Origin of the sequence: Pseudomonas sp. HOU2, from assembly GCF_040729435.1 — a bacterium.
In the GTDB taxonomy this organism is placed as follows: Bacteria; Pseudomonadota; Gammaproteobacteria; order Pseudomonadales; family Pseudomonadaceae; genus Aquipseudomonas.
The window spans coordinates 4,050,187-4,067,141 of the sequence record NZ_CP160398.1; the positions used below are offsets into that span (position 1 = coordinate 4,050,187).

14 protein-coding genes are annotated in these 16,955 nt (G+C 61.0%); 4 read left to right on the top strand and 10 right to left on the bottom strand.

Translation table 11 applies throughout. The annotated features are described in order from the left end of the window. Positions 1 to 96 precede the first annotated feature (96 nt). The 10 genes from purH to gcbA form a co-directional block, all read right to left on the bottom strand. Positions 97 to 1,704 carry a bifunctional phosphoribosylaminoimidazolecarboxamide formyltransferase/IMP cyclohydrolase gene (purH, locus tag ABV589_RS18260; protein WP_367082893.1) on the bottom strand — a complete coding sequence of 536 codons (1,608 nt, stop codon included), beginning with the start codon at positions 1,702 to 1,704 and terminating at the stop codon, positions 97 to 99. Between the two features lie 82 nt (positions 1,705 to 1,786). Next, a complete protein-coding gene (gene fis, locus ABV589_RS18265) occupies positions 1,787 to 2,107 on the bottom strand; it encodes a DNA-binding transcriptional regulator Fis (protein ID WP_003221275.1) in 321 nt (106 codons plus the stop codon). After that, on the bottom strand, positions 2,104 to 3,114 hold the full coding sequence (dusB, locus tag ABV589_RS18270) for a tRNA dihydrouridine synthase DusB (RefSeq protein ID WP_003221277.1): 1,011 nt from the start codon (positions 3,112 to 3,114) through the stop codon (positions 2,104 to 2,106). The genes fis and dusB overlap by 4 nt, the downstream gene beginning before the upstream one ends. A gap of 185 nt (positions 3,115 to 3,299) precedes the next feature. Continuing rightward, complete coding sequence (locus ABV589_RS18275; RefSeq protein WP_367082895.1) at positions 3,300 to 4,592, bottom strand: DUF3426 domain-containing protein; 1,293 nt, start codon at positions 4,590 to 4,592, stop codon at positions 3,300 to 3,302. 30 nt (positions 4,593 to 4,622) lie between these two features. Further along, a complete protein-coding gene (gene prmA, locus ABV589_RS18280) occupies positions 4,623 to 5,501 on the bottom strand; it encodes a 50S ribosomal protein L11 methyltransferase (RefSeq protein ID WP_027613592.1) in 879 nt (292 codons plus the stop codon). 267 nt (positions 5,502 to 5,768) lie between these two features. Next, positions 5,769 to 7,127 carry an acetyl-CoA carboxylase biotin carboxylase subunit gene (gene accC, locus ABV589_RS18285; RefSeq protein WP_007961940.1) on the bottom strand — a complete coding sequence of 453 codons (1,359 nt, stop codon included), beginning with the start codon at positions 7,125 to 7,127 and terminating at the stop codon, positions 5,769 to 5,771. A 17-nt stretch (positions 7,128 to 7,144) separates the two neighbouring features. Next, entirely contained in the window at positions 7,145 to 7,609 is a 465-nt protein-coding gene (gene accB / locus ABV589_RS18290) for an acetyl-CoA carboxylase biotin carboxyl carrier protein (protein ID WP_024164417.1), read from the bottom strand. A 48-nt stretch (positions 7,610 to 7,657) separates the two neighbouring features. Continuing rightward, the gene (aroQ, locus tag ABV589_RS18295; protein ID WP_025111759.1) at positions 7,658 to 8,110 is read right to left on the bottom strand and encodes a type II 3-dehydroquinate dehydratase; all 453 of its coding nucleotides are present in this window, start codon (positions 8,108 to 8,110) and stop codon (positions 7,658 to 7,660) included. A gap of 262 nt (positions 8,111 to 8,372) precedes the next feature. After that, entirely contained in the window at positions 8,373 to 10,319 is a 1,947-nt protein-coding gene (locus ABV589_RS18300; protein WP_367082897.1) for a methyl-accepting chemotaxis protein, read from the bottom strand. 51 nt (positions 10,320 to 10,370) lie between these two features. After that, on the bottom strand, positions 10,371 to 12,041 hold the full coding sequence (gene gcbA / locus ABV589_RS18305; RefSeq protein ID WP_367082899.1) for a diguanylate cyclase GcbA: 1,671 nt from the start codon (positions 12,039 to 12,041) through the stop codon (positions 10,371 to 10,373). 426 nt (positions 12,042 to 12,467) lie between these two features. On the opposite strand from gcbA, the gene ABV589_RS18310 reads away from it, so the two are divergent. The 4 genes from ABV589_RS18310 (at position 12,468) to speA (ending at position 16,917) form a co-directional block, all read left to right on the top strand. After that, positions 12,468 to 13,535: a DUF2333 family protein gene (locus ABV589_RS18310; RefSeq protein ID WP_007963034.1), complete on the top strand. Its 1,068-nt coding sequence runs from the start codon at positions 12,468 to 12,470 to the stop codon at positions 13,533 to 13,535. 3 nt (positions 13,536 to 13,538) lie between these two features. Further along, a complete protein-coding gene (locus tag ABV589_RS18315; protein ID WP_367082901.1) occupies positions 13,539 to 14,096 on the top strand; it encodes an NUDIX hydrolase in 558 nt (185 codons plus the stop codon). 316 nt (positions 14,097 to 14,412) lie between these two features. Then, positions 14,413 to 14,784, top strand: coding sequence for a translation initiation factor Sui1 (locus tag ABV589_RS18320; protein WP_007914613.1), 372 nt, complete (start codon positions 14,413 to 14,415; stop codon positions 14,782 to 14,784). A gap of 219 nt (positions 14,785 to 15,003) precedes the next feature. Then, on the top strand, positions 15,004 to 16,917 hold the full coding sequence (gene speA / locus ABV589_RS18325) for an arginine decarboxylase (protein ID WP_007963030.1): 1,914 nt from the start codon (positions 15,004 to 15,006) through the stop codon (positions 16,915 to 16,917). Positions 16,918 to 16,955 lie beyond the last annotated feature (38 nt).

Sequence of the window (16,955 nt, forward strand, 5' to 3'; positions counted from 1 at the left end):
GCTGGCTTGCCAGCGATGCAGGCGACTCGGTTCATCAGTTGGACCGAGGGGATGCTATCGCTGGCAAGCCAGCTCCCACATTTGGATCGAGTGGAATCAGTGACGGAAGTGGCGCATGCCCGTAAAGACCATGGCGATGCCGGCTTCATCAGCAGCAGCAATCACCTCGGCATCACGCATCGAGCCGCCTGGCTGGATCACCGCGGTGATACCGACCTTGGCCGCGTTGTCCAGACCGTCGCGGAACGGGAAGAACGCGTCCGAGGCCATCACCGAACCGGCCACTTGCAGACCGGCGTGCTCAGCCTTGATCGCGGCGATACGCGCGGAGTTTACGCGGCTCATCTGGCCGGCGCCGACACCGATGGTCTGACGGTTCTTGGCGTAGACGATGGCGTTGGACTTGACGTACTTGGCGACTTTCCAGGCGAAGATCAGGTCGTGGATTTCCTGTTCGGTCGGTGCACGCTTGGTCACCACCTTCAGGTCATCGGCGCCGATCATGCCGATGTCGCGGCTCTGCACCAGCAGGCCACCGTTGACGCGTTTGTAGTCCCAGGCCGGAGCGCGGTCCGCCGACCACTCGCCACAGGCCAGCAGGCGCACGTTGGCTTTGGCGGCGACGATGGCGCGAGCCTTTTCGCTAACGCTTGGGGCAATGATCACTTCCACGAACTGACGCTCGACGATCGCCTTGGCGGTCTCGGCATCCAGTTCACGGTTGAAGGCGATGATGCCGCCGAAAGCCGATTCGGTGTCGGTGGCGTAGGCCAGTTCGTAGGCCTGACGTATGCCGCCCTCGGCGTCCGGGCTTACGGCCACGCCGCACGGGTTGGCGTGCTTGACGATCACGCAGGCCGGCTTGACGAAGCTTTTTACGCATTCCAGCGCGGCGTCGGTGTCGGCCACGTTGTTGTACGACAGCTCCTTGCCTTGCAGTTGGGTCGCGGTGGCGATGCCGACTTCGGCTGGTTTGGCTTCCACGTAGAACGCCGCGCTCTGGTGCGGGTTCTCGCCGTAGCGCATTTCCTGAGCCTTGATGAACTGGCTGTTGAAGGTGCGCGGGAATTCGCTGCGACCTTCGGTGCTCAGCACGTCGGCAGCCTGATTCACGGTGCCCATGTAGTTGGCGATCATGCCGTCGTAGGCGGCGGTGTGTTCGAAGGCCTTGAGCATCAGGTCGAAACGCTGAGCGTAGGTCAGGCCGCCGGCCTTGAGGTTTTGAAGAACGCTGGCGTAATCGCTGGCATTCACCACGATCGCTACGTCTTTATGGTTTTTCGCTGCCGAACGGACCATGGTCGGGCCGCCGATGTCGATGTTCTCGATCGCGGTCGGCAGGTCGCAGCCTGGCTTGCTGATGGTGGCTTCGAACGGATAGAGGTTGACCGCAACCAGGTCGATCGGCTTGATGCCGTGCTCGTTCATGATCGCGTCGTCGATACCGCGACGACCGAGGATCCCGCCGTGGATTTTCGGGTGCAGGGTTTTCACCCGACCGTCCATCATTTCCGCGAAGCCGGTGTAATCCGCGACTTCCACTGCGGCAACACCGTTGTCGCGCAGCAGCTTGAACGTCCCGCCGGTGGAGAGGATCTCGACGCCGAGGGCTTCAAGCTCCTTGGCGAATTCGAGGATCCCGGTCTTGTCGGAAACGCTGATCAAGGCGCGGCGGATCGGCAGGCGGGTAGTCTGGTCGGTCATCTCAATTTCCATCAAAAGCAAAGGAAGTCAGCAAAAAAGGCGACCGGTTTTACGCGGGCGCCTTTCTGGTTTGATTGAATGCTTACAGCAGATCGTACTGCTTGAGTTTCTTGCGCAGCGTGCCGCGGTTGAGTCCCAGCAGCTCACTGGCCTTGGTCTGGTTGCCCTTGACGTAGTTCATCACGCTTTCGAGCAGGGGAGCCTCGACTTCGGAGAGCACCAGGTTGTACACATCCGTGACGGACGCGCCCTCAAGGTGGGCGAAATAATTGTGCAGCGCCTTCTCGACACTCCCGCGAAGGGTCTGACCTTCTTCGCTCGGGGTATTGAGGTGCTGTTTCAAATTCACGTTGTCGCTCACGGGTGCTGTTCCACTCACTAAAGTCTCGGTCATCATCGTCATGCGGCCACCCCTTCTTCGTCCCCTGTCAGGCTCTTGTAACGCTCGGCGAAGAACTCCCGAACGTTGGCGCATTGTGTTTCCGTACCATCCAAACGATTGAAGTGGGCGCGAAACTCCCTGGCGCCCGGCAAGGTTGCGAGATACCAGCCCACATGCTTGCGGGCAATGCGCACGCCCATCACATCCCCATAGAAGGCGTGAAGTGCGGCCAGATGCTCCAGCAGGATGCGTTCCACTTCGCTCAGTTCCGGCGCCGGCAATTTCTCGCCGGTACGCAGGAAGTGTTCGATCTCGCGAAAAATCCATGGCCGCCCCTGGGCAGCCCGGCCTATCAGCAGGCCATCGGCACCGGTCGCGTCAAGCACGTAACGGGCCTTTTCCGGCGAATCGATATCGCCATTGGCGAACACCGGCATCGACACCGCCTGCTTGATCGCGGCAATCGTGTCGTACTCGGCTTCACCGGTGTACAGATCGGCGCGAGTGCGGCCATGCACTGCCAGCGCGGTGATCCCGGCCTGCTCGGCGATCTTCGCCACGGTCAGGCCGTTCTTGTTGTCGCGATCCCATCCGGTGCGGATCTTCAGGGTCACCGGCACATCCACTGCAGCGACGACGGCCTGCAGGATCTCGGTCACCAGTGCTTCGTCTTTCAATAACGCGGAGCCGGCGGCCTTGTTGCAGACCTTCTTTGCCGGGCAACCCATGTTGATATCAATAATCTGTGCGCCCAGTTCGACGTTGGCCCGTGCCGCGTCCGCCAGCATCTGCGCATCGCCACCGGCAATCTGCACCGAGCGTGGCTCGGGATCGCCTTCGTGGATCATGCGCATGCGCGACTTGCGGGTATTCCACAGGCTCATGTCACTGGTGACCATTTCCGAGACTACAAGCCCTGCGCCCAGACGCTTGCACAGCTGACGAAAGGGCTGGTCGGTGACGCCCGCCATCGGGGCGAGAATCAAACCGTTCTGCAATGTATATGGGCCGATGCGTACCGCCGACATAGGACTTCCCTGAAGTGGGGCCGGATCATGAGAGTTCGAAAAAGGGTTGGCATGATACCCGCTCTCGATGACTGGATAAAGGCTGAATTGAACAAAATCTGAACAGTTATTCTGTTATTGCCAGCGGTTTGGTTGCCGCGGGCGCAGTCAGAAAACTGCCGTCAAACCTGAAGCGGTGAAGCGATTCACTCGGGCGAGTGGAAACTCAGGCTGTAATTCACCGCTTTGGGGCCTGGATCGAGGATATCCAGCGCGATGTGGATCGGCGTCTGCGGCGGCATTTCCGCCATCCCCTCGAGGTCGCCGTTGAGGTATTCGCCGGGTTTGAAGCGACGACTGGCGATCAGATGACCGTTGAGGTCAGCGAAGCGCAGCTCCAGCAACGGAAACGGCTGGGAGAACGTCGCGCGGTTATAGATGATCGCATCCACCACCAGCGCCCCGCTGAATTCCGGATGGCTACGCACCACCAGATTGCTGCTTTTGATCTTGCCGATGTCGACCTTGGACGGCACCGTGCAGCCGATCTGCGGGCAGAACTGCTGGAACCACGGGCGGTACTGATCCTGCCGCGCCAGCTCATCAAAATGATAGGCGATGTACTGACCGGCCAGAGCGGCGGCGGCGAGCAGCACCAGCAAGCCCCAGAGCAGGCGCCGGCCCCAGGGCGAGCGGCGTTTCTGCCAGTCCAGTTGCAGCGGATCGTCGGTCAGATCCTGCAGTACTTCGGCGCGCACGCCTGGTTCGGCACGCTCGCGTTTTTTGCGCAGCGGTTCGACCGAGGGCAGGTCATCTTCGTCGGGTTCGACGTTGGCGGGCAGGCGTTCACGACGGGCATTCGGATCGATCGGGTCGTGCAGGCGCAGTTGCGGGATCGGCGGTTCATCGTCCAGATCCACCGGCTCCAGCGACAGCGAAGGCTCGGTGCGCACGGTTTTCAGCGGTTCAGGTTCGACGGCATCTGGCTCGACTTCATCTTCGGGCTCGGGCAGGTGCTCATCGTCGCGGGCGCTGAACAGGCTGTCGCGCCACTCCGATTCATCGGCTTCCTGGCTGTCGCGACGCGCGCTCAGAGACTCTTCGCGCTGGCGACCGAATTCGGTGGTCGGCTGGATTTCCCGTTGTTCGAGGCGGGCCAGTTCTTCGTCCAGATCAAGACTGTCCAGATCCAGCTCGCTGGCGCTCCATTGCTTCTGGCTGATGGCGCGCGGTGCGGTCGGTTCGACGCTGGCCGGTGCTTCAACCACCGGCGGTGGCTCGCTGACCACAGGTTGAGCCTGTGCTGGCTGGACGATGGCTGGGGCCACCGGCGTCACCGCTTCCTTGCCGGCATGTTGTTCCAGCAGCTGTTTGGCGGCGTTGAACACTTGCAGGCAGGAGCCACAACGAACCACCCCACGGGCCACGCTCAATTGGGCATGGCTGACGCGGAAGCTGGTTTGGCAATGCGGGCACTGGGTGACGAAGCTGTCGGTCATGCGGCGATCCGGTTTATGCAGGCGGTCATTCTAGCGCCGACGGCCGGTGATACGCACCCAGCCATCGCGATTGGCGATTGGGTCGAGATCAAAGTCCTGCGCATAGGCGGCGGCGACTTCTTCACCTTGTTCGGCGAGGATGCCTGACAGCGCCAGGCGACCGCCGGTTTTCACCAGGCCGGACAATTGCGGCGCCAGGGAAACCAGCGGGCCGGCCAGAATGTTGGCGACCAGCACGTCGGCTTTGACCTGCGGCAGATCTTCCGGCAGGTACAGCGGGAACAGCTCATCGGCAATGTTGTTGCGCCCGGCGTTGTCACGCGAGGCTTCCAGCGCCTGCACATCGATGTCGGTGCCGACCGCTTCTTTCGCGCCGAGCAGCAGGGCGGCGATCGCCAGAATCCCCGAGCCGCAGCCGAAGTCCAGGACGTTGCAGTCTTTCAGGTCCTGACCGTCGAGCCATTCCAGGCACAGGGCGGTGGTCGGGTGGGTGCCGGTGCCGAACGCCAGGCCCGGATCCAGCAACAGATTGACCGCGTCAGGCTCGGGCGCGGCGTGCCAGCTCGGCACGATCCACAGGCGCTGACCGAAACGCATTGGCTGGAAGCCGTCCATCCAGCTGCGTTCCCAGTCCTGGTCTTCGATGACTTCGCTGTGATGCTCGGGCAGCGGACTGCCGGTCAGCAGTTCCAGATGCGCGAGCACCGGCGCAGGCTCGGTGCCGCCCTCAAACAGGGCCAGCAGGTGCGTGTGCGCCCACAGTGGGGTGGTGTTGAGTTCCGGCTCGAAGATCGGCTGATCTTCGGCGTCCATGAAGGTCACCGAAACGGCGCCGACTTCAAGGAAAGCGTCTTCGTAGGTTTCGGCTTGTTCCGGGCTGATGGCGAGACGTACTTGCAGCCAAGGCATGGCGGGCACCTTTGAAAAAATATGATTGCAGCCTAGCGGCCAGCGAGAAGCGCGCAAGTTTACGCGAGCGCAGACGATTTGTGGGAGAGACTTGAAACGCCATTCCCTTGTAGGAGTGAGCCTGCTCGCGATGGCGATGGTGCTGTCGACACATATACTGGATGTGCCGGCTTTATCGCGAGCAGGCTCACTCCTACAGGGGTTTATGTAATCTGTAGAAACAACAAAGCCGCCCGAAGGCGGCCTTGTCAGGTGCGGACGTGAAGCTTAGTGCTTCTCGCCAGCCAGCTTGTGCTCGAGGTAGTGAATGTTCACGCCCCCTTTGCAGAAGCCTTCGTCGCGGGTCAGATCACGGTGCAGCGGGATGTTGGTCTTGATCCCGTCAACCACGATCTCGTCCAGGGCATTGCGCATGCGCGCCATGGCTTCGTCGCGGGTAGCGCCGTAAGTGATCAGCTTGCCGATCAGCGAGTCGTAGTTCGGCGGAACTGCATAACCGCTGTACAGGTGCGAATCGACGCGAACGCCGTTGCCGCCTGGGGCGTGGAAATGCTTGACCGTGCCCGGGCTCGGCATGAAGGTTTTCGGGTCTTCAGCGTTGATCCGGCATTCCAGCGAGTGACCGCGGATCACCACATCATCCTGCGTGAACGACAGCTTGTTGCCAGCGGCGATGCTGAGCATCTCCTTGACGATGTCGATACCGGTGACCATTTCCGAAACCGGGTGCTCCACCTGAACACGGGTGTTCATTTCGATGAAGTAGAAACGACCGTTCTCGTACAGGAACTCGAAGGTACCAGCGCCACGGTAACCGATGTCGATGCACGCCTTGACGCAGCGAGCCAGAACTTCCTGACGCGCCTGCTCGTCGATGCCCGGTGCCGGCGCTTCTTCAAGCACCTTCTGGTGACGGCGTTGCAGCGAGCAATCGCGGTCGCCCAGATGGATCGCGTGACCTTGGCCGTCGGACAGTACCTGAACTTCGACGTGACGCGGGTTGGTCAGGAATTTTTCCAGATAGACCATCGGGTTGCCGAACGCCGCACCAGCTTCGGAGCGGGTCAGTTTCGCCGAGGCGATCAGGTCTTCTTCCTTGTGCACCACGCGCATGCCGCGACCACCACCGCCGCCGGCGGCCTTGATGATCACCGGGTAGCCGACTTCACGACCGATGCGCAGCGCCGTTTCTTCGTCTTCCGGCAGCGGGCCGTCGGAACCAGGAACGGTTGGCACGCCGGCTTCGATCATCGCGTGCTTGGCCGATACCTTGTCGCCCATCAGGCGAATGGTCTCGGCTTTCGGGCCGATGAAGGCGAAGCCGGAATTCTCGACCTGCTCGGCAAAATCGGCGTTTTCCGCGAGGAAACCGTAGCCTGGGTGAATGGCGGTAGCGCCAGTCACTTCAGCAGCAGCGATGATGGCCGGGATGTGCAGGTAGGACTGAGCGGCAGAAGCCGGGCCGATGCAGACGGATTCGTCTGCCAGACCCAGGTGCATCAGCTCTTTGTCGGCCTTGGAGTAAACGGCGACGGTCTTGATGCCCATCTCTTTGCAGGCACGCAGAATCCGCAGGGCGATCTCACCGCGGTTAGCGATCAGAACTTTTTCCAACTTCGCAGTCATCAAAGGCTCTCCGCAGTTCAAACGATGGTGAACAGCGGTTGGTCGTACTCAACCGGCTGGCCGTCTTCGACGAGGATGGATTCGATCACACCGCTGGTTTCAGCTTCGATGTGGTTCATCATCTTCATGGCTTCGACGATGCACAGGGTGTCGCCTTTCTTCACGGTCTGGCCGACTTCAACGAAGGCTGGCGAAGTTGGCGAAGATTTACGGTAGAAGGTGCCTACCATTGGCGAGCGGGCCACGGTGCCGTTCAGTGCCGGAGCAGCAGCGGCAGCTGGAGCGGCAGCAGCCACTGGAGCGGCAGCGGCGGCAGGTGCAGCGGCCGGAGCCTGCATCGGCGCCGGAGCGTAATACTGCTGAGCCGGGGTCTTGCTGTGACGGCTGATGCGTACGGACTCTTCGCCTTCCTTGATCTCGAGCTCGTCGATGCCGGACTCTTCCAGCAATTCGATCAGTTTCTTAACTTTACGGATATCCATGAATCATCAACTCCCAAGGGTCGGTCAGGGGCGTTTAACGCTTGTGGTTCAAGTCGTTGCCTGTGTTTCAAGCTGTTCTAGTGCAGCCTCCAGGGCCAGTCGGTAACCGCTGGCGCCAAGGCCGCAGATCACTCCCACCGCTACATCGGAGAAGTAAGAGTGATGGCGGAAAGGTTCGCGTTTGTGCACGTTGGACAAATGCACTTCGATGAATGGGATGCTCACTCCCAGCAGCGCGTCACGTAATGCGACACTTGTGTGTGTAAATGCTGCTGGATTGATCAGAATGAAATCCACGCCCTCACCGCGAGCGGCGTGGATGCGGTCGATCAATTCGTACTCGGCGTTGCTTTGCAGGTGCAGCAGATGATGGCCGGCTTCACGGGCGCGGCGCTCCAGATCCTGATTGATCTGCGCCAGGGTCGTTGAACCGTAGGTGCCGGGTTCGCGGGTGCCGAGCAGGTTCAGGTTGGGGCCGTGCAGCACCAGTAGCGTTGCCATCTGCGTGTTCCTTGTTATGAATGAGCAGTCGTCAGAACCCGGCGACTATGCCGCAAAGACTTTGTGACTGTCCAGTTCTCTGCAATAGCCAGCACGATGACCGATGTTTGCGCGAAATTTGTGACTGAGTGATTTGATCCGGTCACTGAGGGCAAACTGTGTAGGAGTTGCCGCAGGCTGCGATCTTTTGATCCTGGTATTTAAAAGCAAGATCAAAAGATCGCAGCCTCGTTTCACTCGACAGCTCCTACAGGGGGCCTGATCAGACGCGGAAGGCCTGCACGGCGGTATGCAGTTGCCCGCCCAATAGCAGCAGGTTCTCGCCCTGTTCGCGACCTTCGCCGATGCGCAGCAGGTTATCGCCGCCCAATTGATGAATCCGCTCGCTGTGGTCACGGATCTCGCTGACCGCGCCGCTTTGCTGGGCGGTGATGTCGGCGATGCGGATCGCCGTGTCGGAAATGGTCTGGATCGCGCCGACGATCTTGTCCAGCGCGCCGTCCGCCGCTTGTGCCTGATTGGCCGTGGCTTCGGCGTGTTCGACCTGCGCGCGCATGCCTTCGACCGATTGTCGGGCGGCGCTTTGCAGGCCGGCGATCAGCGTCTGGATTTCCGCTGTCGCACCCGCCGTGCGTTGCGCCAGTGAGCGCACTTCTTCGGCCACCACGGCAAAGCCACGGCCCATTTCCCCGGCCCGCGCCGCTTCGATCGCCGCGTTCAGGGCCAGCAGGTTGGTCTGGTCGGCAATCGAGCGGATCACCGTCAGCACGCCACCAATGGTTGCCGACTCTTCGGCCAGGTGCTCGATCATCTGCGCGTTGCCTTGCACCTCGCCGACCAGAGCATGCAGGCCGGTGAGGCTCTGGCCGATCACGGTCTGTCCGTGTTCGACGGCGAGACCCGCATGACGACTGGCATCGGCGGCCTGACGTGCATCGCCGGCGACCTGCTGAATCGTCGCTTCCAGCTCGCCCAGCGAATCGCGGATCAACGCCGTGTCGCCGGCCTGATGTTCTGCACCGCTGTGCAGGTCGTTGCTCAGTTCGGCCAGGGTGCGGCTGCTGCCGGCGACCTGTTCGGCATTGCCGCGAATCGTCCCGACCAGATTCACCAGATACGCGCGCAGGCGGTTCAGAGAAACCTCGATGTCATGCAGTTCGCGGTTGGTCTTGCCCAACTGAATGTCGCGACTGAAATCACCTTCGGCCCAGGTCGACAGCGCCGGAGCAAGGTTGGTCAGGGTTCGGGCCAGGCGCCGCTGCAAGGTGTCGATCAACAGCGCGATCAGCAGAATCAGGCCGATCATCACGCCTTGCATCAAGCGCACTTCGCTCTGGATCTGCCCGTGCTGCGCGCGCACTACCGGCTCCAGTCCGGCGATCGCCTGTTGCACGGCAGCGATCTTCAGGTGGGTCGCGGTGCTCAGCTCGGTGCGTTTCTGGATCTGCTCGCGGGTACGTGCCAGCTCCGCCGGGTAGCGACCGAGCAGGCTGTTGAGTTCGCGCTTGAGGCCAACCCCGGCGTCTTCGGCGGCGGTTTTTTCTGTGCTTTCGATGCCCATCATCGCGGCGAAATCATCACTGCCGGATTCATTCGTGGCGACCACGCCGAGCAGGGGCAGGGCGTCGATGGCCTGAGCCTGGGTGCGGATGTTGTCGACTTCGCGCTCGACGTCGACCGCCAGTTCACTGCGGCCGCTGCTGACCAGTTTGTCGCGGGCCAGCGACAGCTTGCCCAGATGCTGGGAGGCGACGAGCAGCGGCGTCAGGTACGTCGCGTTGCCGTTGGCGTAGGTGCTCAGTTGATCGAGGCTGGCGCTCAGCTCGCGTTCGGCCTGCAGCAACAATGCCTGCGGATCACCGGCCAGTTTGCCGGCCGCGAGCAGGTCGGTCTTGCTGAATTCTTCCAGGCTCGACAGGCTCGGGCGCAGGGTCTCGGCCAGTGCCGGCGGCAGTTCGCCGAGCTCCTTCTGCAGGCCGTCGATGGCCTGGCTGGCGCTGCTCAGGCGCAGGGCGTCGCCGCTGGCGAGGTAGTCCTCGACATTGCGTGCCACGTCATTCTGAAATTGCTGCGACAGACCGAGGTAGCGCTCCATCAACAGATACGGGCGCTCCAGGGCTTTTTGCGACCACCACAGCGTCGCACCGAGCGCCACGCAAACGGCGACCAGCAGCAGAGTATTGAGATTGGTGAGCAACTTCAGGCGCATGACGGCTACCAACGGCAGAAATGGTAAGCGCCTGAATTTATTGCGGTTCTGTTACAGCGTTATGACCGAATCAGTGGATTCCGATGAAAAAGTGGCACTTTGCTTTGAGTCACGCGCGGTCTGCACCCGGTTGCGTCCGGCACCTTTGGCGCGGTAAAGCGCCTCGTCGGCCTGGCTGGCCATCATCAGGCTGTCGGAATCATCGTGCATTTCCACCACGCCGGCGCTGAAGGTGCACCACAAATCCTGCGGCTGCGCCGGGTAGTGGATTTCGGCGAAGCGCTGGCGAATTTCGTCGAGCACTTTGTGCGCCGCTTCTATATCAGTGTCGGGCATGACGATGGCGAATTCTTCGCCACCATAACGGCCGATGAAGTCGGTCTTGCGCAGGCGTTGCTTGAGGAACAGCGCCAGGCTTTTGATCACCCGGTCGCCCATCGGATGGCCGTGGCTGTCGTTGACCCGTTTGAAGTGGTCGATGTCGAGCATGGCAAAGCTCAGCGGCTTGTTCTCGCGACGGGCGCGGAACGAGCAGTCTTCGAGCAATTGCAGAATGTGCGTGTGGTTATACAGGCCGGTGAGGCTGTCGCGGACCATCCGCGCCTTGAGGTTGCGCGCACGGGCGGCGCGGTTGCGCACGGTCGTAATCAGATGCCGCGGCTTGATCGGTTTGGTCAGGAAATCGTCGCCACCCTCGCTCATGGCGTCGAGCTGCTTGTCCAGATCGTCCTCGGCCGAGAGATAAATGATCGGCACGCTGACGTAGCGGTCGTTGTGGCGAATCACCTTGGCCAGTTCGGTGCCGGTGCAGGCCGGCATGTACATGTCGAGGATGATCAGATCCGGCTGGAAGTCCGCCAGTTCGGCCATTGCCTGGATCGGCTCGATCAGCGTGCGGGTGACGATCCCGGCGCTATTGAGCAGGCGCTCGGTGTGCAAGGCCTGGGCGCGGGAGTCATCGATGATCAGCACTTTATAGGGTTCGTACTGGGCAACGCAGGTCAGGACTTCGATCTTCTCCAGCAGGCTCGACGCTTCGAGGGTGCCGGTGAGAAATTCCTGGCCGCCGGCGCGCACGGCGGCGAGACGGGTCGGGGTGTCGGTTTCGTGCAGGCTGAAGAACAGCAGCGGCAGCGGCTCTTCCAGACCAATCTGAGCTTCGGCGGCCAGTTGCAGACCGACGCCGGCGCCGCTGAAGTCCACGTCCATGACAATCGCAGCGGGCAAGCGCTCGACCATCGAGGAGCGAAACGCCGCGACACTGTCCAGCGCCTGCGCGGTCAGGCCAAAAAATTCCAGCTGCTTGGCCAGTCGCTCGGCGCGGTCGTGATCCTGCAACATCACGTAGATCGGCTTGCGCAGCGGCGGCAGAAAGGTCTGGTCGAGTTGATCGCCATGGCGCAGACCGGTGCGCGACAGGCGCTGCATCAAGCGATTGAGATCGGTGATTAGGCCGCTGCTCAGGCGCCCGCGATTGGCGTCCACCGCTTCCAGCGACTGGCCGATATGACGCGCGAGTTGCGTGTGTTCGGGCTGTTCGAAACGCTCGGCAAAACGCAGCAGGCGCAGGTTGGCCTCGCTGAGTTCGGCGAGGTCGGCGGTGGACCACTCACTGCGTTGCAGGCGCTGCCATATCTCAAGAATCTGACGTGCCTGATGAATTACCCGCTGGGCAAAGTGGTGCTTGAGGCGCTCACGGCTGGGGTCTTCTGGCTCGGTCATATCCTGACTACTAGTTAGGGCGCATGCTGAGATCGACTGGTGGCTCTATGCTAGCACCTCTTTTCCCTTATATGAGTGTCGTGCGTCAATAATCTGCGGCGCTGCACAATTCAGTTTCTGACCGGGTGGTCTCGGATTGGACCTGTTCGTCGCTGAGGCTCCCGAAAACCGGGCGTGTCGTGCTGCTCAATAGGTGAAAAAGCCTTTGTGTACAACGCTGTGCTGCGCACAGGCGCTGATCTGCAAATGTCTGATTCGGGGCTAAGTGGGTGACGGTGTATCAGGGAAACCCCTAGAGAATTCGCAGTTCGATGTCGGGCCTTCCGTGGATTTTCTGCTTCTCTTCAATGGCGGGTGCCGGCCTTGGCACGTTGTTGTATGGTTGTGGTCGAACCGTTGAACCCAAGTGATTGAAAGGATATCGCCATGCTGGACTGGAAGAACCGCGCGGGCAGCGCGCCTGAACGTGCCGCCGAGCCGAAGTCGGCCACCCGCAGCTATGTGGGCGGGCTGTTGTTCAGCCGTGCGCTGGCCACGCTGATCGGCATTTATCTGCTGGTGACCATCGGCCTGGGCTGGTACTGGAGCCAGGAGCCGGCGCTGTTCCCGGTGGCACAAAACGCCCAGGCGGCTGCCGAGAAAGAAGGCAAGCAAATGGTCGTCGGCTATACCACGGTCGAAACCCTCAAGACCGTTGCCGGTACGTTGCTGAACAAACCGGGCGGCTACATTTCCAACGACCGTTTCCCGCCTGGCCTGTGGATGGACAACACGCCGAGCTGGGAATACGGCGTGCTGGTGCAGGTGCGTGACCTGACTCGCGCCCTGCGTAAAGACTTCGCCCGTTCGCAGTCGCAGTCGGCCGAGGATGCTGATCTGGCCAAGGCCGAGCCGCGTTTCAACTTCGACAACAAGAGCTGGATCCTGCCGTCGAGCGAATCGGAATATCAGGAAGGCATCAACTCCCTGAGCCGTTACCAGGCGCGCCTGTCTGATCCTACGCAGAAAAACGCCTTGTTCTACGCCCGTGCCGACAACCTCAACAACTGGCTGGGCGATGTCGGCACCCGTCTCGGTTCGCTGTCGCAACGCCTGTCCGCCAGTGTCGGCCGGGTCAAGCTCAACACCGCGCTGAAAACCGAAGTGCCGGCGGTTGGCGAAGTCCCGCAGGTTGACGAGGAAGTCGTCGAAACCCCGTGGATGCAGATCGACAACGTGTTCTACGAAGCGCGCGGTCAGGCCTGGGCGCTGTCGCACCTGTTGCGCGCCATCGAAGTCGATTTCGCCGATGTGCTGGCGAAGAAGAACGCTACGGTCAGCGTGCGTCAGATCATCCGTGAGCTGGAAGCGTCGCAGGAGCCGGTCTGGAGTCCGATGATTCTCAATGGCAGCGGCTTCGGCGTGCTGGCTAACCACTCGCTGGTCATGGCCAATTACATTTCCCGGGCCAACGCCGCAGTGATCGATCTGCGTCAATTGCTCAATCAGGGCTGAGTCATGGTCGATAGCGCCAAAGAGGCGGCGCACCGCGCCGCCTCCGATGCCGAACAGATCGCCTGGGTCGACGAGCAGGACAACCTGCTCGGCGCCCTGGTGCGGGCCGATCTGCGTGAGCGCGGGCTGATCGGGCGCGGTACCTACATCATGTTGTTCAATTCCGCTGGTGAGCTCTGCGTGCATCGACGCACCTTGAGCAAGGCGATCTATCCCGGTTACTGGGATGTGGCGGCCGGCGGCATGGTGCAGGCCGATGAGACCTACGCCGAATCGGCGGCCCGCGAGCTGGAAGAGGAATTGGGGGTGAGCGGGGTGGAACTGACCGCCCACGATCATTTCTTCTTCGAGGACACCGGCAACCGGCTGTGGTGCTCGGCGTTTTCCGCGGTGTGGGACGGCCCGCTGAAACTGCAGCCGGAAGAAGTGCTGGAAGCACGCTTTATTCCGGTCGAACAGGTATTGCTGGAAATCGGGCAAAAGCCATACTGCCCGGACTCTCTGGCAGCCTTGAAGCGCTATCTGAAGGCGCAGCAAAGCGACGTCGCAAAGAACACATAAATTGGCGCCGATTGGCTCTTAGCAATTGCGCTTTTTGCCGTTACACTGCGCGACCTTTTCAAGCTGCACCGAATGGTTTGACGTGGGCCTGAACGATTAAGGGCCTGTAGGAGCTGCCGAAGGCTGCGATCTTTTGATCTTTGAAGACCAGGATCAAAAGATCGCAGCCTCGTTTCACTCGACAGCTCCTACAGGTCGAAGTCGAGCGGTTCAACGATTTCGGTGCAGTAGCGCTGCCCCTGCCTGAGTGGGGCTTCGCGGTCGATGACCTTGCCCAAGGTCGCGATCAGTCTTTGTCCTCCCAAGAGGATTGCCGGTGGCCAAAAAAGCCGCATCCTTCGCCGCCCTTGGTGGCCTGGTATTTTCCACCGACGCAGGTCGTCATTGCCCGGAATGCAGCAAGCCGGTGGACGCCTGTATCTGCAAACAAACCGTGATCCCGGCCGGGGACGGCATTGCCCGCGTGCGTCGCGAGAGCAAGGGCCGTGGCGGCAAGACGGTGACCACCATCACCGGCGTGCCACTGGCCGAAGACGCCCTCAAGGAACTGGCGACAACGTTGAAGAAACGTTGCGGCACCGGTGGGGCGTTGAAGGACGGGATCATCGAAATCCAGGGCGATCATGTCGAGCTACTCTTGGCAGAGCTGATCAAACACGGTTTCAAAGCGAAGAAGTCCGGCGGCTAGCAGCCTCTGTGAAATCCATCTGCGGCTTGATCCGGCACTGAAGCAGTTCAGATCCGGCGTCGTCTCCATGGTTTTCACAGAGCCTGTTCATGACCGGTTTCTAAACTCCACGCGGTCAGCGCGGTCTACCGCCGCGCTGACGAACCGTCATTTTCATTCTTTAGACTGCGCCGGCCTGATATCAGGCGACGCACTATGACTTCTTTATAGGGGACTTCGATGTCCGTACGACGCACACGTAAAGACGATGGCAGCCAATGGACAGTTGCGGACAGCCGCAGTGTTTACGGGATTCGCCATTGGGGGGCCGGGTATTTCGCGATCAATGACGCCGGTCGCGTCGAAGTTCGTCCGAACGGCCCGAGCAGCTCGCCCATCGACCTGTTCGAACAAGTCGACCAACTGCGCAAGAGCGGCTTGTCCTTGCCGTTGCTGGTGCGTTTCCCCGACATCCTGCAAGACCGTGTCCGTCAGCTGACCGGTGCTTTCGACTCGAACATCGAGCGCCTGGAATACCAGAGCAAGTACACCGCGCTGTACCCGATCAAGGTCAACCAGCAGGAAGCGGTGATCGAGAACATCATCGCCACCCAGAACGTTTCCATCGGTCTGGAAGCCGGCTCCAAGCCTGAGCTGCTGGCGGTGCTGGCGCTGGCGCCGAAGGGCGGCACCATCGTCTGCAACGGTTACAAGGACCGCGAGTTCATTCGTCTGGCGCTGATGGGCCAGAAGCTCGGCCACAACGTGTTCATCGTCATCGAAAAAGAATCCGAAGTCGGTCTGGTGATCGAAGAAGCCGCCTCGCTCAAGGTCAAACCGCAGGTTGGTTTGCGCGTGCGCCTGTCGTCGCTGGCCTCCTCGAAGTGGGCGGACACCGGTGGCGAGAAATCCAAATTCGGTCTGTCGGCGGCGCAACTGCTGTCGGTGGTCGAGCGCTTCCGCGCCGCCGGCCTCGATCAGGGCATTCGTCTGCTGCACTTCCATATGGGTTCGCAGATCGCCAACCTGGCTGACTATCAGCACGGTTTCAAGGAAGCCATCCGTTACTACGGCGAGTTGCGCAACCTGGGCCTGCCGGTCGATCACATCGACGTCGGCGGCGGTCTGGGTGTCGACTACGACGGTACCCACTCGCGCAATGCCAGTTCGATCAACTACGACATGGACGACTACGCCGGTGTCGTGGTCGGTATGCTCAAGGAGTTCTGCGACGCGCAGAGCCTGCCGCATCCGCACATCTTCTCCGAAAGCGGCCGCTCGCTGACCGCGCACCACGCGATGCTGGTGGTGCAGGTGACCGACGTCGAGAAACACAACGACGACGTACCGCAGATCGAAAACAAGGAAGCGCTGCCGGAAACCGTGCAGTGGCTGGTGGATCTGCTCGGCCCGACCGACATCGAAATGGTCACCGAAACCTACTGGCGTGCCACGCACTACATGAGCGACGTGGCTTCGCAGTACGCCGACGGCAAGCTGACCCTGGCGGAAAAAGCCCTGGCCGAGCAATGCTACTTCGCTGTGTGCCGCCGCCTGCACAACTCGTTGAAGGCGCGGCAGCGTTCGCACCGTCAGGTGCTCGACGAACTCAACGACAAGCTGGCCGACAAGTACATCTGCAACTTCTCGGTGTTCCAGAGCCTGCCGGACACCTGGGCGATCGATCAGGTACTGCCGATCATCCCGCTGCATCGTCTGGACGAAGAGCCGCTGCGCCGCGCCGTGCTGCAAGATCTGACCTGCGACTCCGACGGCAAGATCAACCAGTACGTCGACGAGCAGAGCATCGAGACCAGCCTGCCGGTACACGGTCTGAATGAAGGTGAAGACTATCTGCTGGGCGTGTTCCTGGTCGGCGCCTATCAGGAAATTCTCGGCGACATGCACAACCTGTTCGGTGACACCGACTCGGTGAACATCTACCAGAACGCCGATGGCAGCGTGTACCACGCCGGTATCGAAACCCACGACACCATTGAAGACATGCTGCGTTACGTGCACTTGTCGCCGGAAGAACTGATGACCCACTACCGCGACAAGTGCGCCAGTGCCCGCATCAGTGCCAGCGAACGCACGCAGTTCCTCGATGCCTTGCGTCTGGGTCTGACCCGCTCCTCCTACCTGTCTTCCTGAGTCAGGTCTGTTGCACCGGGTTGTCTGAAATTTTCCCT